This is a genomic window from Achromobacter arsenitoxydans SY8, from assembly GCF_000236785.1.
GTDB classification, from domain to species: domain Bacteria; phylum Pseudomonadota; class Gammaproteobacteria; order Burkholderiales; family Burkholderiaceae_B; genus Achromobacter; species Achromobacter arsenitoxydans.
In genome coordinates this window covers 70523-90347 of record NZ_AGUF01000064.1, presented here as the reverse complement: position 1 = coordinate 90347, position 19825 = coordinate 70523, and the positions used below count along the sequence as shown (strand labels likewise).

At 68.2% G+C, this 19825-nt stretch carries 18 protein-coding genes; 12 read left to right on the top strand and 6 right to left on the bottom strand.

The window, feature by feature from the left end:
- The first annotated feature begins 96 nt into the window (after window positions 1–96).
- On the top strand, window positions 97–1752 hold the full coding sequence (locus KYC_RS20260) for a mucoidy inhibitor MuiA family protein (protein WP_043519008.1): 1656 nt from the start codon (window positions 97–99) through the stop codon (window positions 1750–1752).
- A gap of 17 nt (window positions 1753–1769) precedes the next feature.
- Here KYC_RS20260 and KYC_RS20255 read toward each other — a convergent pair whose 3' ends face one another.
- Together KYC_RS20255 and KYC_RS20250 are read right to left on the bottom strand one after the other, a co-directional pair.
- Window positions 1770–3080 carry a ferredoxin reductase family protein gene (locus KYC_RS20255; RefSeq protein ID WP_008165839.1) on the bottom strand — a complete coding sequence of 437 codons (1311 nt, stop codon included), beginning with the start codon at window positions 3078–3080 and terminating at the stop codon, window positions 1770–1772.
- Between the two features lie 155 nt (window positions 3081–3235).
- On the bottom strand, window positions 3236–4462 hold the full coding sequence (locus tag KYC_RS20250; protein WP_008165837.1) for an EAL domain-containing response regulator: 1227 nt from the start codon (window positions 4460–4462) through the stop codon (window positions 3236–3238).
- A gap of 317 nt (window positions 4463–4779) precedes the next feature.
- Between KYC_RS20250 and KYC_RS20245 the strand changes: the two genes are divergently transcribed.
- Complete coding sequence (locus KYC_RS20245) at window positions 4780–5913, top strand: 3-deoxy-7-phosphoheptulonate synthase (RefSeq protein WP_008165835.1); 1134 nt, start codon at window positions 4780–4782, stop codon at window positions 5911–5913.
- A 26-nt stretch (window positions 5914–5939) separates the two neighbouring features.
- Here the strand turns inward: KYC_RS20245 and KYC_RS20240 are convergent, their stop codons facing one another.
- Window positions 5940–7175 carry an NAD(P)/FAD-dependent oxidoreductase gene (locus KYC_RS20240; protein ID WP_008165834.1) on the bottom strand — a complete coding sequence of 412 codons (1236 nt, stop codon included), beginning with the start codon at window positions 7173–7175 and terminating at the stop codon, window positions 5940–5942.
- An 84-nt stretch (window positions 7176–7259) separates the two neighbouring features.
- Here KYC_RS20240 and KYC_RS20235 point away from each other — a divergent pair, with 84 nt between their 5' ends.
- Both KYC_RS20235 and KYC_RS20230 read left to right on the top strand, forming a co-directional pair.
- Window positions 7260–7859: a GNAT family N-acetyltransferase gene (locus tag KYC_RS20235; protein ID WP_008165832.1), complete on the top strand. Its 600-nt coding sequence runs from the start codon at window positions 7260–7262 to the stop codon at window positions 7857–7859.
- A gap of 69 nt (window positions 7860–7928) precedes the next feature.
- Window positions 7929–8423, top strand: coding sequence for a hypothetical protein (locus KYC_RS20230; RefSeq protein WP_008165830.1), 495 nt, complete (start codon window positions 7929–7931; stop codon window positions 8421–8423).
- On the opposite strand, the gene KYC_RS29530 is transcribed toward KYC_RS20230, so the two are convergent.
- Entirely contained in the window at window positions 8420–8782 is a 363-nt protein-coding gene (locus KYC_RS29530) for a hypothetical protein (protein WP_139026533.1), read from the bottom strand. The genes KYC_RS20230 and KYC_RS29530 overlap by 4 nt on opposite strands.
- Here KYC_RS29530 and KYC_RS20225 point away from each other — a divergent pair.
- From KYC_RS20225 to KYC_RS20200, 6 genes are all read left to right on the top strand, one after another.
- Window positions 8756–9478, top strand: a complete 723-nt coding sequence (locus KYC_RS20225) for a response regulator transcription factor (RefSeq protein WP_008165828.1) — start codon at window positions 8756–8758, stop codon at window positions 9476–9478. The genes KYC_RS29530 and KYC_RS20225 overlap by 27 nt on opposite strands.
- Before the next feature lie 9 nt (window positions 9479–9487).
- Window positions 9488–10357, top strand: a complete 870-nt coding sequence (locus KYC_RS20220) for an HpcH/HpaI aldolase/citrate lyase family protein (RefSeq protein ID WP_008165827.1) — start codon at window positions 9488–9490, stop codon at window positions 10355–10357.
- Between the two features lie 223 nt (window positions 10358–10580).
- The gene (locus KYC_RS20215) at window positions 10581–12212 is read left to right on the top strand and encodes an ATP-binding cassette domain-containing protein (protein ID WP_043519007.1); all 1632 of its coding nucleotides are present in this window, start codon (window positions 10581–10583) and stop codon (window positions 12210–12212) included.
- Window positions 12213–12347: 135 nt separating this feature from the next.
- Window positions 12348–13217: an archaetidylserine decarboxylase gene (gene asd, locus KYC_RS20210; RefSeq protein ID WP_008165822.1), complete on the top strand. Its 870-nt coding sequence runs from the start codon at window positions 12348–12350 to the stop codon at window positions 13215–13217.
- Between the two features lie 135 nt (window positions 13218–13352).
- Entirely contained in the window at window positions 13353–14573 is a 1221-nt protein-coding gene (locus KYC_RS20205; RefSeq protein ID WP_008165820.1) for an alpha-hydroxy acid oxidase, read from the top strand.
- Between the two features lie 102 nt (window positions 14574–14675).
- A complete protein-coding gene (locus tag KYC_RS20200; RefSeq protein WP_008165818.1) occupies window positions 14676–15845 on the top strand; it encodes a metallophosphoesterase in 1170 nt (389 codons plus the stop codon).
- 12 nt (window positions 15846–15857) lie between these two features.
- Here KYC_RS20200 and KYC_RS20195 read toward each other — a convergent pair whose 3' ends face one another.
- Window positions 15858–16313, bottom strand: a complete 456-nt coding sequence (locus tag KYC_RS20195) for an Lrp/AsnC family transcriptional regulator (RefSeq protein WP_008165816.1) — start codon at window positions 16311–16313, stop codon at window positions 15858–15860.
- A 91-nt stretch (window positions 16314–16404) separates the two neighbouring features.
- On the opposite strand from KYC_RS20195, the gene KYC_RS20190 reads away from it, so the two are divergent.
- On the top strand, window positions 16405–17592 hold the full coding sequence (locus KYC_RS20190; RefSeq protein ID WP_043519006.1) for an MFS transporter: 1188 nt from the start codon (window positions 16405–16407) through the stop codon (window positions 17590–17592).
- A gap of 11 nt (window positions 17593–17603) precedes the next feature.
- Here the strand turns inward: KYC_RS20190 and KYC_RS20185 are convergent, their stop codons facing one another.
- Window positions 17604–18425, bottom strand: coding sequence for a MetQ/NlpA family ABC transporter substrate-binding protein (locus KYC_RS20185; RefSeq protein ID WP_008165814.1), 822 nt, complete (start codon window positions 18423–18425; stop codon window positions 17604–17606).
- A 161-nt stretch (window positions 18426–18586) separates the two neighbouring features.
- On the opposite strand from KYC_RS20185, the gene rocD reads away from it, so the two are divergent.
- Window positions 18587–19822, top strand: coding sequence for an ornithine--oxo-acid transaminase (rocD, locus tag KYC_RS20180; RefSeq protein WP_008165813.1), 1236 nt, complete (start codon window positions 18587–18589; stop codon window positions 19820–19822).
- Window positions 19823–19825 lie beyond the last annotated feature (3 nt).

The following is a 19825-nucleotide window of genomic DNA, read 5'->3' as shown; positions in this document are numbered from 1 at the left end:
GGTGCCGCAGCCAGGGAATAGACTCTCGCGCTGCCGGCGATGCGTCCCCATCCCCCACGCGACCCCGGCAGCCATCAATCATCCAGAGGTGCCCCCGTGAGACGTACTCTCCTGGCCTTGGCCATCGCAGTAATCCCCGGTTTCGGCGCCGCCGCCGGACTTCCCTCGTCCATCGGCGCCGTCACCGTCTACCAGGACCGCGCCGTTGTGACCCGCGCAGCCAGCAGCGAACTCGCCGCCGGCGAACATGAACTCGTCCTGGACAAGCTGCCCGCCACGCTGCAGGAAAACTCGCTGCAGGTATCGGCCAAGAGCACCGGCCAGGCCACCCTGTTGGACGTGAAGGTCCGGGACGCCTACCAGGCCGACACCCCCAACGACCGGCTGCGCCAGCTTGAAGAACAGATGCGCAAGCTCGAAGCGCGGCAGGCGGCGCTGGACGACGAGGCCGCGGTGCTGGACAACCAGCGCGAACTGGTGTTGATGATGCAGCGCGGCGCCACCGAGCCGTCCAAGGACGGCGCGCGCCTCACGCTGGACGAACTCAAGGCGATCCAGGCGCTCAGCGCGGATTCGCTCGCCGGGGCGCTGGCCGGCCTGCGCAAGGTCGCTGAACAGAAGGCGGCGCTGGAGCGCGAAGTGCTGGCCCTGCAAATGCAGCTCGGTCAGGTCCGCGGCGAACTCGGCCGGCGCACCAAGACGGTCACGCTGCGCGTGAACATGGCCCGGCCCGGCAAGCTGGACCTGGCCGTGTCCTACGCGGTAGCGGGCGCCCGCTGGACGCCGTCGTACGACGCGCGGCTGCGCCCCGCCGACCGCAATGTCTACCTGGGCTACTTCGGTGTCATCCGCCAGAACACGGGCGAAGACTGGAACAACGTCAAGCTCACGCTATCCACCGCCCGGCCTTCGCAGGGCGGCGGCGCGCCGCAGCTGCGCCCCTGGTTCATCGACGTGGCCGCGCCGCCGGCCCCGCCTCCGGCGCTGGCCGCCCCCGCGCCTGCGCCGATCGCCGCGGCGGCCGAAATGCAGGCCAAGCGCGCGCCGCGCGCCCGCGCCATGGAAGATGCAGGTGCGCCGGTGCCTGAGCCGGTAGCCGAAGCCATCGACGTCTCCACCGCCCAGATCCAGAACGCCGCCACCAGCGCGTCGTTCCAGATCCAGAATCCGGCCACCCTGCTGTCCGACAACACCAGCCAGCGCGTCGCCATCGCCACCGCCAGGCTGCCCGCCACGCTGCAGTACCAGTCCACGCCGGGCCTGCGCGAAGCGGCGTACCTGACTGCGCAAGCCAGCAACAACACCGACTTCCCGTTCCTGGCCGGCCCGCTGAACACCTTCCTGGACGACGCGTTCGTGGCGTCCAGCGCGATGAAGGCGGTGATGCCCGGCGAAAAGCTTGAACTGGCGCTGGGCGCGGACGACGCCATTTCCATCAAGCGCCAGCTCGTCAACCGCTACACCGAAAGCACTGGTTTTTCGGGCAGCGGCAAGCGCGTGACCTACGAGTACAAGATCACCGTCAAGAACAACAAGGCCACCAAGGAACAGCTGTCGTTCAAGGAACGCCTGCCCATTTCCCGCAACGAGAAAATCGTGGTCAAGCTGATCTCGCCCGCCGACCGCGACATCAAGCGCGAAGAAGACGGCAAGCTGGTTTGGGACTGGGAGCTGGAGCCCGGCAAGTCGCGCGAGACCGTGCTGAAATTCTCGGTCGACTATCCCGGCGATATCGACGTCGCCGGGCTCTGAGGTTTTTTCCAGGCGCCCTAGCGCATCTGGAACGCCTCCTGGTGGAACAGCTGGCGCACCGGCATGCCCCGCCGGTGCAGCCCGTCCTTCAGCGCATCGGCAAAGCCCGTGGGTCCGCAGAACCACACGCTGGGCCAGGGCGCGCCCGCCGGGCGGTCCTGGGCGAGTTCGGCGGCCGTCAGCGGCCGCTCCCGGTCGCTGTAGCGCACATGCAGCGTCACGTTGGGGATGCGTTCGCACAGTTCGCGCAGGCGCTGCGCGAACGGCGCATCGGCCGCGTTGCGGGCGCAGTAGTACAACTCGGCCTTGGGCGCGTCCGCCGGCCGGGCCTGCAGGGATTCCAGCCACGAGATAAAGGGCGTGACGCCTATCCCCGCGCCCACCCAGATCTGCGCGCGCCCGTCGTCGCGCTGGAAGTCGAAACAGCCGTAAGGCCCCTCCACCGTCACCGCTTGTCCCACGACAAGGCTGCCCTGCAGGCGCCGCGTGTAATCGCCCAGCGCCTTGATGGAAAACTGCACTCGGCCCGTGCCGTCATCGGCGCCCGACACCGTGAACGGATGGGCGCCCTCGCGCCGGTCGGCGGTCAGGAACGCGAACTGGCCGGCGCGATGGTGCCAGTCGCCCTCCACTTTGCACGTCACGGTAAGAATGTCGTCCGACAGGTGCTGGACATCCAGCACCTTCCCCTTGTAGCGCCGCGCCCGGCCGATGTTGCCGGTCAGCGCCAGCACGGCGCAGACGGTGCCGACCGCGGTCGCCGCGCCCACCAGCCAGCCGGCCGGCAGCCACCACCATGCCGCCGGCGTCAGGACCACGCCGTGGAACGCCGCCACCAGGAAGATGACCGCGGCAATGCGGTGCACCTGCCGCCAGACGTGATAGGGAAAGCGCCGCCACAGCGTCAGCGCCACCATCGCCAGCAATATCCACAGCGCCCATTCGCCGATGTCCTTGGCCGAACCGCGGAAGACGTCGAGCCAGGCCGCCTCGCGCGGCGTCTTGGCGACCGGATCGAACACCGCCAACAGCAGCGGCTTGGCCAGCTTGATGAGGTAGTGCGCCGCGACCAGCGCCGTGGCCGCGATGCCGCTCCACTTGTGCAGCCGGTAGAGCTTGTCCAGGCCGCCCAGCCTGCGCTCCAGCCACATGGGCCGCACCGCCAGCAGCATGATCAGCGCCATCAGCATGTAGGCTGACAGCCCCGTCAGCAGGATGAGCTGGTCGCGCGCGGTCCAGACGTTGATCTGGGCCGGCGGGTGCAGCCAACAGGCGCCGGCCCAGGCCAGCAGGGAAATGAGCAGGACGGCGGGAAGAACACGGCGCATCGGCATCACTCCATCGGATATCAGCAGCCGCGCCACGCGTGAGCGGCTCGCTTGAATCAATGGTAGTTTCGCCGCGCGCCGCATTTTCCGCCACGCCGGCGTGTTCTTGACCCGTGTCAAACCCGCCCGGCAGAAAAACGGGCTGGCCCGCAGCCTCAGCGCGAGCGGCAGAACGCGATGAAGGCCGCGGGATCGAGCGGCACCGAGATGCCGTAACCCTGAGCCACGTCGCAGCCGAGTTCGCGCAGCAGTTGCACGTCGCGTTCCTGTTCAACGCCTTCGGCGACCACGCGCCGGCCCAGCACCCGTCCCATTTCGATCGCAGCCGCCACGACCGCGCGCGAGGCCGCTTCGCGATGCATGTGCAGGATGAAATCGCGGTCGATCTTCAGTTCGGTGAACGGCATCGCCGAAAACAGCCGCATCGACGCGATGCCCGCGCCAAAATCGTCCATCGCCAACTCAAAGCCGCGCACGCGCAGCAGGTTCAGGGTGGACGACAGCGCCAGCCAATCCGTCACGGGCTCATCCTCGGTCAACTCAACCTTGAGCAGCCGGGCCGGCAGGCCCGCCTGTCCCACGCGCTGTTCCAGCATGCCGGGCAGGTCCCGCGAGCACAGGGTTGACGCGGACGCATTGATGGCGATGGGCACCGCGATGTCCTCGGACTGCATCTGGCTCAGCACGTCGAGGACGCTGTCGGTGACGCGGCTAAAGAGCATCCGGTCCAGCCCCAGCCGGTGCGCCGCCGGCACGAAGTCGGCCGGAGGCACCGCGCCCCAGTCCTGATGCGTCCAGCGCGACAGGGCCTCCGCCGCCACCACGCGCCCGGTCGACAGGCTGATCTGCGGCTGCAACACCACGGACAGGCCCTTGCCCGAGACCAGGGCCTGCCCCAGCGCGGCCTCCATCAGGTCGCGCCGCACCGCCTTGGGCTGGTGCGGCGACGCCGTATCGCCATCCATGCTGTGCAGCGCGACTTTGATGGCCTGCTGCATGGCCCCGCGCGAAACCGGCTTGGCCAGCGCCTGGGCCGACGGGCAGCCCGCCTGCAGGGCCAGCCTTACGTGCGATTGCAGCAGTTCTTCGCTAAGGCTGCTGATCCAGATGATGGGGGGCATGCTCTTGAGCCGCCCCGCATCCACCAGCCGGCGCAGATCATTGGGCAGCCGCGTGCCGTCGCCTTCGCCCATGACGATGTCGCTGATCAGCACGTCATAGTATTGGCGCGTCAGCGCGCCGACCGCCTCGATACTGCTGCCCAGGCCCGCCACGCGGCGGTAGCCCAACGCCAGAAGCATGTTCTGCAGGTAGGCGCGTTCGACCGGGTGGTCTTCCACCAGAAGGATCCGTCGGGTCGCGCCGGCTTCGGATTTAGGCATCGCTGACCGTCCTGGGGCCTGTTCACACTGAATGGATCCTCGCACAGGCCCTACTCAGCATAGGGCGGGCCTTTTCAGGCGGCCGCTTGGATAACTTGGATCAATGCTACGGCATCCGTTGCGTACGTGTCTTTATCGCTAACGGGTTAATTCACCCCCTATCGCCGATAGTCGTAGGCGCAGGGGAATCCGCCTTGCGAACGCAATCCCCGGATGTTGCAGGCGCGGGTCGGGGCCTTGTCCGGCCCTGCCTGCGCCGGGTCCGCCGCGAATGCGATAATGATGGTCTTTCCCGCATCTATGGCACGGAGCTTCCCTTGACCCGCATTGACGACCCCCTGCACGACCGCGAGGTCGGCGCGGCCGACGCCACCCAGGACAACACGCGCACTGACGACACCCGCATCAGCGCGGTGCGTCCGCTGATTTCCCCAGCCCTCCTGCAGGACGAATTGCCGGTTTCCGCCGCCATCCAGACGCTGGTCGAGCGCAGCCGCGCCGACATCGCCGACGTGCTGCACGGCCGCGACGACCGCCTGCTGCTGGTGGTGGGCCCCTGCTCCATCCACGATCACGGGCAGGCCATGGAATATGCGCACAAGCTGCGCGACGCCGCCGAACAGCACAAGCAAGACCTGCTGATCATCATGCGCGTGTACTTCGAAAAGCCCCGCACCACCGTCGGCTGGAAGGGCTACATCAATGACCCGCGCCTGGACGGCAGCTTCCGCATCAACGAAGGCCTGCGCCGCGCCCGCGAACTGCTGCTGGACATCAGCGGCCTGGGCCTGCCCATCGCCACCGAGTTCCTGGACCTGCTCAGCCCGCAATACATCGCGGACCTCATCGCCTGGGGCGCCATCGGCGCACGCACCACTGAAAGCCCCAGCCACCGCCAGCTGAGCTCCGGCCTGAGCTGCCCGCTGGGCTTCAAGAACGGCACCGACGGCGGCGTGCAGATCGCGGCCGACGCCATGGTCGCCGCCAGCGCCAAGCATGCCTTCATGGGCATGACCAAGATGGGCATGGCCGCCATCTTCGAAACCCGCGGCAACCAGGACACCCACGTCATCCTGCGCGGCGGCAAGCAAGGCCCCAACTACGACGCCGCCAGCGTGGACGCCTGTTGCGCCGCGCTGCGCGCCGCCGGCCAGCGCGAACAGGTCATGATCGACTGCTCGCACGCCAATTCCAACAAGTCGCACCTGCGCCAGGTCGACGTGGCCAACGACATCGCCGCCCAGCTCGCCCAGGGCGACGCCCGCATTACGGGCGTCATGATCGAAAGCCATCTGGAAGAAGGCCGCCAGGACCTCAAGCCCGGCCAGCCGCTGCGCCGCGGCGTGTCCATCACCGACGCCTGCCTGGGCTGGACCCAGACCGAGCCCGTGCTCGACGCATTGGCCCTGGCCGTGCGCCAGCGCCGCGAAAAGCTCGCCGCCCGAGGCTAAGGCGCATCAAGACGCCGGGCCACGCCTCAACGCGTCAAGCCATAAGGCGCCGGATCGAACTCCGGCGCCTGCCGAGTGATCAGGCTGGCCAGCAGCTTGCCGGTCACCGGCCCCAGCGTAAAGCCGTGGTGGGCGTGGCCGAACGCCATCCACAGCCCCGGATGGCGCGGCGCGGGGCCAATGACCGGCCGCATGTCCGGCATGCAGGGCCGGCATCCCATCCACGGCTCGCGTTCCACCGCTGCTCCCAGCGGCAGCAGCTCGCCCGCCAGTGCGCGGGTCCGCTGTATCTGCACGGGCGACGGCGCCGCATCGCGCGGCGCGAACTCGGCTCCCGTCGTCAGCCGTACGCCCAGCGTCATGGGCGTCACCAGGAAACCGCTTTCGATGTCCGCCACCGGATGCGACAGGCTCGCGCCCTGGTCCAGCGCAAAGTGCTGGTGATAGCCGCGCTTGACCGCCATCGGAATGCGGTACCCCAGCGGGCGCAGAACGTCCAGGGACCACGGCCCCAGCGCCACCACCACGTCGCGGGCCTCGATGGGGCCTTGCTCGCCCTGGACGCGCCAGCCATCGCCCGCCGCCTGCAGGCTGCGCGCATCGCCCCGCGCCATCTTGCCGCCCCGCCGTTCGAACAGGGCGGCGTAGCCCCGCGTGACCGCCCCCGGGTCCGACACATTGACCGGGTCCAGCCAATGCACCGCGCCCGACATGCGCGCCGATAGCGAAGGCTCCAGCGCCGCCAGGGCCGCGCGGTCCAGCACGCGGTAGCTCAGACCATAAGGCGCCAGCGCCTCGGCCTCGGCGGCGGCGCGGGCAAGTCCCGCCTCGGAGCGCACGCCGTCGATCCAGCCGTTGCGGCGGAACAGGTGCGAAATGCCCGCGTCGTGCATCAAGGCGTCATGCTCCGCGACGCTGCGCTCGATCAGCGGCAGCATCGCCTGCGCCGCCCGCGCCAGCCGCTGGGGCGACGAATGCCACCAATAGCGCAGCAGCCACGGCGCGATGCGCGGCAGGAACGCCGGGTGGTAGCGCACGTCGGGCGTGTTGTTGCGCGCATAGCGCCACAGGCTGCGCCAGTCCCGCGGGAAGGCGTAAGGGATGACGCTTGCGCGCTCGATCAGGCCGGCGTTGCCGTAGCTGGTTTCCTCGCCGGGCCCGCGCCGGTCCAGCAGCACCACTGAACGGCCAGCCGCCAGCAGATGCAGGGCCGCGCTAACGCCCACGATGCCCGCGCCAAGAACCACGACGTCTGTTTTCATGCGCCGCATTCTGCGCTCGCGCGGGATATTCGGCAAGAATGCCGCGGCGTAGAATCCAAGCCTCGCGCCGACCGAGGATCCGCCATGGCACCGCCCGACCTGCAGCCCGTCACACTCAGCGGCGACATCGTGCGCCTCGAACCGATGGCCGCCGCCCACGCCGAAGAACTGGCCCGGATCGGCCTGCATCCGGAACTCTGGCGCCTGCAGCCCGAACCGGTGGCCACGCCCGACGACATGCGGCGCTATGTCGAGCGCGCGCTTGCGGGCCAGCGCGCCGGCGCCTGCCTGCCCTTTGTCATCGTGCAGCAAGGCACCGGCCGCATCATCGGCGCCACGCGTTATATGGATATCGCCCTGGCCCACAAGCGGCTTGAGATCGGCGGCACCTGGCTCACCCCCGCCAGCCAGCGGTCCGGCGCCAATACCGAAGCCAAATTCCTGCTGCTACAGCACGCTTTTGAAACAATTGGTATCATGCGGGTCGTGTTCAAGACGGAGTTGAGCAATACGCAGTCGCGGCAAGCCATACTCCGCATCGGCGGCGTTGAAGAAGGTGTCTTTCGCAAGCACCTGATCGCGCAGTCGGGACGCGCGCGCGACATGGTCTATTTCGCCATCCTCGACGAGGACTGGCCGTCGGTGAAAGCCCGCCTGCTGGCGCGCTTGCGCCATCCCCGGTAGGCCTTCGCTTCTCGTTCTTTGCATCAGTCCCCCGGGCCTCGCGCCCTTCCCGCACTTTTCCAGTCAGGTATGGAACGTTCTCGCCTCGTCCCGGCCAATCCGGCCCCCGCGCCCCGCGCACGCTACACCGTTTTCATCTACACCGAAGAACAACGCGGCAACCAGATGGTCGAATCGCGGGTGCTGGGCATGATGTCCGATATATCGGGGTCGGAAAAGCTGATCGTCGTACAGGACCCGTTCAACGGCTTCAAGTTCATCTACCGCGTCGACCACGAAAGCAACAACCTCGATGCGGCCGCCATCACCGAGCAGGACGAGTCGAACTTCAACGGCAAGACGTCCCTGGAAATCAACGCCATGACGTACCGGCTGGGCACGCCCGAGAACGCCATGAAGCTGCTGCGGGGCAAGACCCACTGGATTCAGGACAAGGGCTCGGTGCTGTCCGTGCTGCTGCAAAATGCTGCTGCGCGCAAAACGCGCTTCGCGCCGCCCCGCATCGAACGCGACCGGATGCGCAAGGTGCCCGAGGGCGTGCCCGTCGAGCTGCTGCCTTCCTAAAACGGACGGTATCCGGCAGCGTTTTTCTTATCCACAGAATTTGTGGATAAAAAAAAGGCAAACGCCCGGCTGATGGCCTTTCGGGCGATGCGGACCGGGCTGCTCACTTTTTGACCACCCATCCGCTCATCAATCCTCTGGATGGCATCCTGGATCCATGCCGCGCCGCCGCATTGGCGATGATGATATTCTGCGCTGACGCCTGCCATGCAACCCGTATCGGCCACGGCCGTCCGCGTGTCCGCGCGGACGAAGTTTCCTCCTAAAAGAACCCGTAGCATGACAAGAGCGGAACGCATGTTTTCCCACGGAGCGCCGGAGCGCGCGGCGCCGTGACGATCATCGTCGTCGATGACCACGGGGACTGGCGCGACACCATCGCGGAGTACATCCACAGCCTGGGCCTGGACAAAGCCATCCTCACCGCGGGTTCGCTGGCCGAACTGGATCAACTGCTGCTGACGGTGACGCCGGGCATCCTCGTCCTGGACGCCATGCTTCCCGACGGCGACGGCCTCGCGCGCGTCTCGCACCTGCGCACCACCTATCCCTCCATGGGCATCATCATGCTCACGGGGCGCCTGCTGAGCGAAGACAAAGTCTCGGGCCTGAGCCTGGGCGCGGACCATTACCTCACCAAGCCGGTCAACCTGGCGGAACTGGGCGCCACCCTGGTCGCGCTGTCGCGCCGCCTGCGCGTGGTGCCCGCGGCCGACGCCGACGACGCCGACTCCGGCGCATGGCGCTTCGACCCGGCGCGGCGAACGCTGACGTCGCCCGCGCAGGTGTGCGTGGACATCACCGACACCGAAAGCCGCCTCATCGGCGCACTGATCCAGGCCGCGCCACTGCCGCTGTCGCGCAACCGCCTCGTCGAAGCGCTGGGCGCCAGCGCCGAAGCCTACGATACGCACCGGCTGGACGCGCACATGCACAGGCTGCGCCGCAAGCTGCGCGCGCAGGCTGGCGGCGACATGGGCATACGCACCGTGTACGGTGTGGGCTATGTGTGCACCACGCCCGTCGCCATCGTTGGCAAAATCACCAATCGCTGAGCCCTCGCCATGACCACTGCCATCCGCCCCCGCCGCTCCGTCCTCTACATGCCCGGCGCCAACGCCCGCGCGCTGGAAAAGGCGCGCCATCTCGACGCGGACGCCCTGATCCTGGACCTGGAAGACGCGGTGGCGCCCGACGCCAAGCCCCAGGCCCGCGAGCAGGTCGCCGCCGCCCTGCGCGAAGGCGGATACGGTCACCGCGAGTGCATCGTGCGCATCAATGCGCTGGACACCGCCTGGGGCGCGCAGGACGTGCGCGCCATTGCGCGCGCCGGCGCGCACGCAGTGCTGCTGCCCAAAGTGGAGTCGCCCGCCCAGCTTGCCGCGCTGGCGCACGCGCTGGACGAGGCCGGCGCTCCGGCCGACCTGCCGCTCTGGGCCATGGCCGAAACGCCCTTGGGGTTCCTGCGCCTGGACGCGATCGCGGGCGGGCATCCCCGCCTGGCCGCCATCGTCGTCGGCACCTCGGACCTGGTGAAGGATCTGCACGCGCGCCACACGCCCTCGCGCAATGAAACGCTGCTGGCCCGTTCGCTGGCTGTCATGGCGGCGCGCGCGCACGGCCTGGCCGCGCTGGACGGCGTGCACCTGGACCTGAACGACGACACGGGTCTTGCCGACGCATGCCGCCAGGGCCGCGACCAGGGCTTCGACGGCAAGACGCTCATCCACCCGCGACAGATCGCCGCCGCCAACGCCGCCTTTGCGCCCGCGCCCGAAGAACTGGACGCCGCGCGCAAGCGCCTGGACGCCTGGCGCGCCGCCCAGGCCGCGGGCCAGGGCGTAGCCGTGGTCGACGGCGCGCTGGTGGAAAACCTGCATGCCCAAGAGGCGGAACGCGTGCTGGCGCTGGCTGCCGCCATCGCCGCGCGATAGCGCGGCGCTCCCCTGCGCCGCAGCCTGCTGGCCGGCCGCGCCGCACAAGCCCCCGTAGCCCGGTACAATACGGCCCGCAACCCGGCGGCATGGCCGCCGGACCCGTCTTTCGCGCCAGCCGTCCCATCACGCACGCGCGATCCCGCCCCGGTTCCCTTTTTTGCGCCGCACCCTGTGGCGGGAGCCCAGCCGCGCGCATGCCGCGCCACCCTGCCCTACATTCATGATCCGCTTCCAACAAGTTTCACTCATGCGCGGCGTCAAGCCCTTGTTCGACAAGGTCGACCTGCTCCTGAACCCCGGCGACAAGATCGGCCTGATCGGCGCCAACGGCGCCGGCAAGTCCAGCCTGTTCGGCCTCCTGCGCGGCACGCTGCACGCGGACCAGGGCGACCTTGACTATCCGGCAAGCTGGCGCATGGCCTACGTGGCGCAAGAGACCCCCGCGCTGGACCGCCCCGCCATCGAATACGCCATCGACGGCGATGTCACGCTGCGCAAGCTGGAAGCGGAACTCGCAGCGCTGGAAGCCGAGCCCGAAAGCGCCGAGAACGGCCTGCGCATGGGCGACATCTACGCCGCGCTGGCCGACGCCGACGCCTACACCGTGCATTCCCGCGCCGAACAGCTGCTGACCGGCCTGGGCTTCACGCAGGAACAGATGCGCCTGCCGCTCACCAGCTTTTCCGGCGGCTGGCGCATGCGCCTGAACCTGGCGCAGGCGCTGATGTGCCCGTCCGACCTGCTGCTGCTGGACGAGCCCACCAACCACCTGGACCTGGACGCGATCATCTGGCTGGAGGATTGGCTCAAGCGCTATCCGGGCACGCTCATCGTCATCTCGCACGACCGCGACTTCCTGGACGGCGTGGTCAACGTCATCGTCCACATCGACGAACGCAAGCTCAAGCGCTACTCGGGCAATTACTCGTCCTTCGAGCGCCAGCGCTCGGCGCAGCTCGAACTGGCGCAGGGCATGATCGAAAAGCAGATGCGCCAGCGCTCGCACCTGCAGTCGTTCATCGACCGCTTCAAGGCGCAGGCCAGCAAGGCCCGCCAGGCCCAGAGCCGCATCAAGGCGCTGGCCCGCATGGAAGAAGTGGCCCCGCTGCGCGCCGCCGCCGAGTTCTCATTCGAATTCCGCGAGCCGCTGCGCGCGCCCAATCCGCTGCTGACGATGGACAAGGTCAGCGCCGGCTACCGCATCGAGGACGAAGCCACGGAAGCCGTGTCCGACAAGATCATTGTGTCCGGCATCAACTTTTCGCTGCAGGCGGGCCAGCGCATCGGCCTGTTGGGCATTAACGGCGCGGGCAAGTCCACGTTCATCAAGACCATCGCCGGCGAACTGGACACGCTGGCCGGCGAGACCCAATTCAACAAGGGCCTGTCGATCGGGTACTTTGCCCAGCACCAGGTCGAGATGCTGCGCCACGACGAATCGCCGCTGTGGCACATGACGAAGATCGCGCCCACGGTGCGCGAGCAGGAGCTGCGCAACTTCCTGGGCAGCTTCAACTTCAACGGCAACATGGCGACGAGCTCCATCGCCCCGTTCTCCGGCGGCGAAAAGGCGCGGCTGGCGCTGGCGCTCATCGTCTGGCAGCGCCCCAATCTGCTGCTGCTGGACGAACCCACCAACCACCTGGATCTGGAAACGCGCGAAGCCCTGACCACGGCGCTGGCGCAGTTCGACGGCACGCTCGTGCTGGTGTCGCACGACCGCCACCTGCTGCGCGCCACCACCGACCAGTTCATCATCGTGGCCGACGGCAGCGTAAGCCCGTTCGACGGCGACCTGGACGACTACAAGGACTGGCTCTACAAGACCAAGCTGGCGGCCAAGGCGGCCTGAGCGTTTTTACGCGCCAGTTCCAGACAGGACGCGTTACAATCCCGCGAATTGCACGCAGCCGGGGTCATCCGGGCCTGCGCGGCAACCTCCAACCACGTCCCGCTGCACGCGGGACGCGTTTTTTAGCGCTCGTAGATGCCGATCAAAGACCAACTATTTCTTGCCAGCCAGTATCTTGCGCCCCACCACCTGGTGTCGCGGTTCTTCGGATACGCATCCGACTGCCGCGAACCCGCGGTCAAGAACTGGATGATCTCGCGCTTCGTGCGCAAGTACGGCGTCGACATGAGCGAGGCCCTGCAGGAAGATCCGCTGGCCTACGACTGTTTCAATGACTTCTTCACCCGCGCGCTGAAAGACGGCGCGCGTCCGCTGGACGACGAGCCCAGCTCGGTCCTGTGCCCCGCCGACGGCGCCATCAGCCAGATGGGCGCGATCGAACAGGGCCGCATCTTCCAGGCCAAGGGCCACAGCTATGGCCTGGTCGACCTGCTGGGCGGCGACACCGAACGCGCCGCGCCCTTCCAGAACGGCCAGTTCGCCACTGTCTACCTGTCGCCCAAGGACTATCACCGCGTCCACATGCCCGCCGCCGGCACGCTGCGCGAAATGATCCACGTGCCCGGCCGCCTGTTCTCGGTCAACCCCCTGACCGCGCGCAACGTGCCGCGCCTGTTCGCCCGCAACGAACGCGTGGTCTGCATCTTCGACACCGAACACGGCCCCATGGCCGTCGTGCTGGTCGGCGCCATGATCGTGGCCTCGATCGAAACCATCTGGGCCGGCCTGGTAACGCCGTACAAGCGCCGCGTGAAATCGGTCCGCTACGACACGGCCGCGCGCGCGCCCATCCATCTGGAAAAAGGCGCGGAAATGGGCCGCTTCAAGCTGGGTTCCACCGCCATCGTGCTGTTCGGCCCGGACAGCATCCGCTGGGCCGACACGCCGTCCGTGCGCGGCCCGGTGCGCATGGGCGAGCTGCTGGCGCTGCCCGTCCAGCGCTGAAAGCTCGGCGGGGCGGGCGGCTGAGATTTCAAGACCGTCTGCCCTCCTTCGCCAAAAGCGAAGAACCCATTCTCCATTTATTCGCTTTATGCGTTAAATCGGCGTTGCTAGATTACGGGCTTTTTCCGGCCCGCCATGACATCCACCGCCCTGCCCGCCGCCAGCGCCCGCGCCGCCGCTTGCCCCACGCCGCGCTCGCTCGCGCGCATGCTGTCCCTGGACGACTTCGAAGCCGCGGCGCAGCGGCGCCTGCCGCGTCCGATCTTCGGCTACATCGCCGGCGCGGCGGAGGACAACCAGTCCTTGCGCGGCAACCGCGAAGCCTTTGCCCAGTACGCATTCACGCCGCGGGTGCTGGTGGACGTCTCCGGCCGCACGCAGCAGACCGAAATCTTCGGCCGCGCCTACGCGTCGCCCTTTGGCATCGCGCCGATGGGCATCAGCGCGCTGTCGGCCTACCGCGGCGATATCGTGCAGGCCCGCGCCGCGCGCGCGCAGAACATTCCCGCCATCCTCAGCGGCACCTCGCTGATCCCGCTTGAAGAGGTCATCGCCGAGGCGCCCGGCACCTGGTTCCAGGCCTACCTGCCCGGCGACCCCGCCAAGATCGACGCCCTGGTCGAGCGCGCCCGCCGCGCCGGCTACGAGACCCTGGTGCTGACCGTCGACATCCCCGTGTCCGCCAACCGCGAGAACAACGTGCGCACCGGCTTTTCCACGCCGCTCAAGCCCAGCCTGCGCCTGGCCCTGGACGGACTGGCGCGCCCGCGCTGGCTGGCCGGCACGTTCCTGCGCACGCTGCTGGCCCACGGCATGCCGCACTTCGAGAACTCCTTCGCCACGCGCGGCGCGCCCATCGTGTCGGCCTCCGTGCTGCGCGACTTCACGGCCCGCGACCACCTGAGCTGGGAACACGTGGCGCGGATCCGCCGTCAATGGCCCGGCAACCTGGTGATCAAGGGCATCCTGCATCCGCGCGACGCGGCGCTGGCGCGCCAGCACGGCGCCGACGGCGTCATCGTCTCCAACCACGGCGCGCGCCAGCTCGACGGCGCCATCTCGCCGCTGCGCGCATTGCCTGGCGTCGTCGCGCAGGCCGGCGACATGACGGTGATGATGGACAGCGGCGTGCGGCGCGGCGGCGACGTGCTCAAGGCCCTGGCGCTGGGCGCGCGCTGCGTCTTCGTGGGACGCCCGTTCAACTATGCGGCGGCGGTAGGCGGCCAGGCCGGCGTCGAACACGCCATTGGCCTCTTGCGCGCCGAAGTGGACCGCAACATGGCGATGCTGGGCATCAACCGGCTGCGCGAGATGGACGCCAGCCTGATCTGCCGCGCGGGCGATCTGCCGGCCTGACCCGGCGTCCTGCGCGCCGCGCGGGCCGAGGGCCGCATAGAATGGCGGTTCCCTTGCTACCCGCGCGCCTGGCCTCGCGGCCACGCGCGTCCCCGCCCGACCGTGTCCCTACGCCAATCTTCTTTCTTCCTGCGCTTCCTGACCCTGGGCGCTCTGGCCCACGTCTATGTGGGCGCCCGCCTGATTCCCGACCTGCTGCTTGGCGGCGAAGGCACGGCCGCCGCCATTCTTGCGCTGGTGCTGTCCTGCGTGCTGATTCCGCTGGGCATGCTGGCGCGCTCGTCCGTCCACCCGCCGTGGGGCGACCGCATCGCCTGGGTCGGCCTGCTGGCGATGGGGCTGTTCTCTTCCCTGTTCGTGCTGACCGCGCTGCGCGACGCGCTGCTGCTCGCGGTGTGGCTGGCCAATCTCGCCATCGGCGCGGCGCTGCCATGGACCATGCTGCGCAACGTCAGCGCATGGGCTGTCGCGGGCTTGTCCCTGGCGGGATCGCTGGCCGGGTTCTACAACGCCAGGCGCCTTGCGCGGGTGGTGGATGTGGACGTGCCGATCGCCGGGCTGCCGAAGGATCTGGATGGCTTCACCATCGTGCAGATCAGCGACATCCACGTCGGCCCGACAATCAAGAAACGGTATGTGCAGGCCATCGTGGACGCCGTGAATGAACAGCTTCCCGACATGGTGGCCATCACCGGCGATGTGGTGGACGGCAGCGTCGAGCAGCTTGCCGCGCAGGCCAGCCCGCTGGGCCAGTTGCGCGCGCCCTACGGCGTGTACCTCGTCACCGGCAACCATGAATATTATTCGGGCGCCGCGCCCTGGGTGGCCGAGTTCCGGCGCATGGGGCTGCGCGTGCTGATGAACGAGCATGCGCTCATCCACCCCTCGGGCCTGCCCATGGTCGTGGCGGGCGTCACCGACTACAGCGCCGGATCGTTCGATCCGCAGCAGCGCAGCAACCCCAAGGCCGCACTGTCCGGCGCCCCTGCCGATGCATTCCCCCGCATCCTGCTGGCCCACCAGCCGCGCAGCGCGGCCGCTGCGGAGCCGCTGGGCTACACCCTGCAGCTGTCCGGCCATACGCACGGCGGGCAGTTCTTCCCGTGGGGCTTCTTCGTGCGCTTCCAGCAGCCCTTCACTGCCGGGCTGCATCGGCTGGGCAGGATGTGGGTCTACACCAGCCGCGGCACCGGCTACTGGGGGCCGCCCAAGCGCCTGTGGGCGCCATCCGAGATCACGCGCCTGCGGCTGCGCGCCGCCCCCGCGCGCTGAACCCTCAGGGGTTCAGGCGTCCTCGGGCAGCGGCCCGCGCTCAAGGTAGCTGGTCAGGGCGATGTCGCTGGTGGTGTTGGTGATGCCTTCGATCTGATGGATGCGGGCCAGCAGCAGTTCCAGCGCCTGCGTGTCGCGCACGCGCACCTTGAGCAGCATCGCGCTCTTGCCCGTGATGGTGTGGATTTCTTCGACTTCGGTCAGTTCGGCCAGCCCGAGCACCTGCTGCGTGATGGTCCAGTTGTTGGTGTCCACGTGCACGAAGGCCAGCAGCGGCCGGCCGATCTTTGCGCCGTCCAGCTTGGCCGCGATGCCCTTGATCAGGCCGTCGCGCTTGAGGCGTTTGACCCGTTCATGCACTGCGGGGGCCGACAGGTTCAGCAGCTTGCCCAGTTCCGCATAGCTGGGCGATGCATCGTCGGCCAGCAGCGTTAATAATTTTCGGTCGCGGTCGTCCAGGTCTGACATTGGAATCATGTTCTGCCTAATGGCATTCGAACTTTTATGGAATAAGGAATTATCGGCGTAAACCCTTATTTTATTCCAATAAAATTCGCGGATGTCGCACCGCAGCACCCCAAAATCCTCGCCAGTCCCCGCCCTGATGTTCGCCGTGAGCGTCGTCGGCTCGAACGGGCTGGCCCTCAGCCCCATCCTGAGCGACGTCGCCCATTCGTTTTCGACGTCGCCCCTGACCATCAGCACCGCCATCTCGGCCTACGGCGCCGCCACGGCCGCCAGCGCGTTCTTCCTGGCGGCGCGGATCGACCGCATCGGCATCCGCCGTTCTTTGCTGGGCGCGATGGCCGCTCTGATCGCCGCGCTGATCCTGTCGGCCTGCGCACCGCACTGGATCGTGCTGACGCTGGCGCAAGGCCTGGCCGGCGCCGCCGCCGGCGTCATCCTGCCGGCCGCCTACGGTTCCGCCTCGCTCATCGCCGCCCCCGGCCAGGAGGCCCGCACGCTGGGCCGCGTCATCGCCGGCTGGTCCGTGTCGCTGGTCGCCGGCGTGCCGCTGTCGGCACTGATCTCCGATGCCGTGGGCTGGCGCGCCACCTATGGCGCGCTGGCGCTGTGCGCGCTGATCGCCGTGCTGGGCCTGCGCAAACTGCCTGAACGCCGCGCCGCCAATCCCCAGCCGCTGCGCCTGTCGCGCCTGCTGGCGCCGCTGTCGTATCGCGACGTGCCCGCGCTGCTGCTGGGCTGCCTGGCCTTCTCATCGGCCTTCTACGGCGTCTACGCATTCCTGGCCGACCATGTCCGCACCCTGCTGGCGCTGTCGGCCGGCAAGGTGGGCTTCATCGCATTCGCCTATGGCGCGGGCTTTCTGCTGGCGGGATTGCTGGGCGCGCCGCTGGTCGAACGGCTGGGTCCGCGCCGCGCGCTGCCGCTGGCGCTGGGCGTGATCGCGCTGGTCTATCTGGGATTGCTGCCGGCCGCGCATGCGCTGGCGGCGGTGCTGGGTATTGCGGTCGTCTGGGGCGCAGCGTCGCAGTTAAGCCTGAACCTGCTCGTCCTGCTGCTGTCGCGCGCGCGTCCCGAGGAACGCGGCGCCGTGCTGGGCCTGAACACCTGCACCACCTACCTGGGCGCCAGCCTGGGCACCGCAATCGCCGGCACGCTGTACACGCACGCAGGCTTCGAGGCGCTGGGACTGTGCGCCGCGGCGCTGCTTGCCGCGGCCGCGCTGGGGCTGCAATGGCGCCTGAACGGCGCCCGCAAGGCGGCCGCGCGCGCAACCGCCTGATCAAGCCCGATCTACCAGGGGAAGGAGATCAGGTCGCCGTAGAGCCGCTTGAGCGTGCTCTTCACTTCCGGCGAGTTCTGGTAGATGGAAATGAACTTCAACAGGCGCGGATCCTGCGCGTTCTCGGGCTTGGCCACCCAGCGGATGGCGTAGCGGCGGATGCTGTCCGGATCGGTATTGTCGAACGCCAGCCCGTCCTTTTCGTTCAAGCCCGCCTGCTTGGCGAAGGTCGTATACGTCACCGACGCCGTCACGTCGTCGAACGTGCGCGCCGACTGCGAGCCTTCGATCTGCACGAACTTCAGATTCTTGGGATTGGCCACCACGTCCTGCAGGGTCGCCTGGTGCGCCACGCCCGGCTTGAGCTTGATCAGCCCCATGGACTCCAGCAACAGCAGGGCCCGGCCGGTGTTCACCGGATCATTCGGCACGGCGATGGTGGCGCCGTCCGGCACCGCATCGCCCTTCTTCAGTTTCTTCGAGAACAAGCCGATGGTCGTGGAATAGCCATAGGCAATGGGCTTGAGGTTGGCCCCGCGGCGCTGGTTGAACAGCTCCAGAAAGGGTTCGTGCTGGAAGAAGTTGGCGTCCACCGAACCGTCGGCCACGGCGATGTTGGGCAGCACCCAATCGTTGAACTCCACCAGTTTGACGTCCAGCCCTTCTTTCTTCGCCTGGGCGATTGCCAGTTCGGTGGCCTCGTTGGCGACGCTGGGAATCACGCCGATCCGCAGCGGCTTGTCCTGCGCAACCGCATTGGCGCTGGCGGCCAGCCCCAGCGCGACCACGGCCGCGCCGCGCGTCAGTTTCAAAAGCAATTGGTGCAAAAGCATGAGGCCATCCAGAAGGTCGGGACGCCGGGCGACCGCCCGGCACAGGCGCTATTGTGCCGCAGCCCGGCAGGCCGGCCCCGAAAGGCCTTTGTCACGCAATGGCAATGCCAATGCCCGCCGGCGGCGCTAAGATGGCTGCAATACGCCCTAGGGAGACGCTCATGAGCGCGGTTCCGACCCTCCAGCCCGACGCGCAGTCCGCCGCCAGCCACCGCGACCAGGTCGAAGACCAGCTGGGCGCGCACAACTATCACCCGCTGGACGTGGTGATCGCCCGCGGCAGCGGCGCGTGGCTGTACGACGTGGACGGCCGCAAATACCTGGACTGCCTGTCGGCCTATTCCGCGGTCAACCAGGGACACTGCCATCCGCGCATCCTGGCCGCCATGACCGAACAGGCGCAAAAGCTCACGCTGACTTCACGCGCATTCCGCCATGACCAGATGGCGGGCTTCTATGAAGACCTGGCCCGCCTGACCGGGGCGCACAAGATCCTGCCCATGAACAGCGGCGCCGAAGCGGTGGAAACCGCCATCAAGGCGGTGCGCAAATGGGGCTACGAGGTGCGCGGCGTGCCTGTGAACCAGGCCGAAATCATCGTCTGCGCCAACAACTTCCACGGGCGCACGCTGGGCATTGTCGGCTTTTCCACCGACCCCGACGCCTACGGCCATTACGGCCCGTTCGCGCCCGGATTCAAGATTGTGCCCTTTGGCGACTACGATGCCTTCGACGCTGCCATCACCGACCGCACCGTCGCCTTCCTGGTCGAGCCCATCCAGGGCGAGGCCGGCGTGGTGCTGCCGCCGCCCGGCTATTTCACCCGGGTCCGCCAGCGCTGCACCGAGCGCGGCATTACCCTGATCCTGGACGAGATCCAGACCGGGCTGGGCCGCACGGGCAAGCTGCTGGCCGAAGAACACGAAGGCATCGAGGCGGACGTCACGCTTATCGGCAAGGCGCTCTCGGGCGGCTTCTATCCCGTGTCCGCCGTGCTGTCCAACGCGGACGTGCTTGGCGTGTTCCAGCCGGGGCAGCACGGCAGCACCTTCGGCGGCAATCCGCTGGCCTGCGCGGTCGCCCGCGCCGCGCTGCGCGTGCTGACCGAGGAAGGCATGATCGACAACGCGGCAACGCTGGGCGCCTACTTCCTGGAGCGCCTGCGCGCGCTGCCCGGTCCGGTGCGCGAGGCGCGCGGGCGCGGCCTGATGCTGGCGATCGAGCTTGAACCGGACGCGGGCGGCGCCCGTCTCTGGTGCGAACGCCTGCAGGCGCGCGGCTTGCTGGCCAAGGATACGCATGGCCACACAGTGCGTCTGTCTCCGCCGCTGGTCGTCACTCGCGACGAGGTGGACTGGGCCTGCGACCAACTGGCCGCGGTACTATCGGCCGCCTGAACC

What these genes read in the sequence shown, in the direction of transcription:
- KYC_RS20255 (WP_008165839.1), bottom strand. Translation starts at nt 3,080, where the DNA reads ATGCGCCGTGTTCTTCCCGCCGTCCTGCTCATTTCCCTGCTGGCCTGG.
- KYC_RS20250 (WP_008165837.1), bottom strand. Translation starts at nt 4,462, where the DNA reads ATGCCTAAATCCGAAGCCGGCGCGACCCGACGGATCCTTCTGGTGGAA.
- KYC_RS20240 (WP_008165834.1), bottom strand. Translation starts at nt 7,175, where the DNA reads ATGAAAACAGACGTCGTGGTTCTTGGCGCGGGCATCGTGGGCGTTAGC.
- KYC_RS20235 (WP_008165832.1), top strand. Translation starts at nt 7,260, where the DNA reads ATGGCACCGCCCGACCTGCAGCCCGTCACACTCAGCGGCGACATCGTG.
- KYC_RS20230 (WP_008165830.1), top strand. Translation starts at nt 7,929, where the DNA reads ATGGAACGTTCTCGCCTCGTCCCGGCCAATCCGGCCCCCGCGCCCCGC.
- KYC_RS20220 (WP_008165827.1), top strand. Translation starts at nt 9,488, where the DNA reads ATGACCACTGCCATCCGCCCCCGCCGCTCCGTCCTCTACATGCCCGGC.
- KYC_RS20215 (WP_043519007.1), top strand. Translation starts at nt 10,581, where the DNA reads ATGATCCGCTTCCAACAAGTTTCACTCATGCGCGGCGTCAAGCCCTTG.
- asd (WP_008165822.1), top strand. Translation starts at nt 12,348, where the DNA reads ATGCCGATCAAAGACCAACTATTTCTTGCCAGCCAGTATCTTGCGCCC.
- KYC_RS20205 (WP_008165820.1), top strand. Translation starts at nt 13,353, where the DNA reads ATGACATCCACCGCCCTGCCCGCCGCCAGCGCCCGCGCCGCCGCTTGC.
- KYC_RS20195 (WP_008165816.1), bottom strand. Translation starts at nt 16,313, where the DNA reads ATGTCAGACCTGGACGACCGCGACCGAAAATTATTAACGCTGCTGGCC.
- KYC_RS20190 (WP_043519006.1), top strand. Translation starts at nt 16,405, where the DNA reads ATGTCGCACCGCAGCACCCCAAAATCCTCGCCAGTCCCCGCCCTGATG.
- KYC_RS20185 (WP_008165814.1), bottom strand. Translation starts at nt 18,425, where the DNA reads ATGCTTTTGCACCAATTGCTTTTGAAACTGACGCGCGGCGCGGCCGTG.
- rocD (WP_008165813.1), top strand. Translation starts at nt 18,587, where the DNA reads ATGAGCGCGGTTCCGACCCTCCAGCCCGACGCGCAGTCCGCCGCCAGC.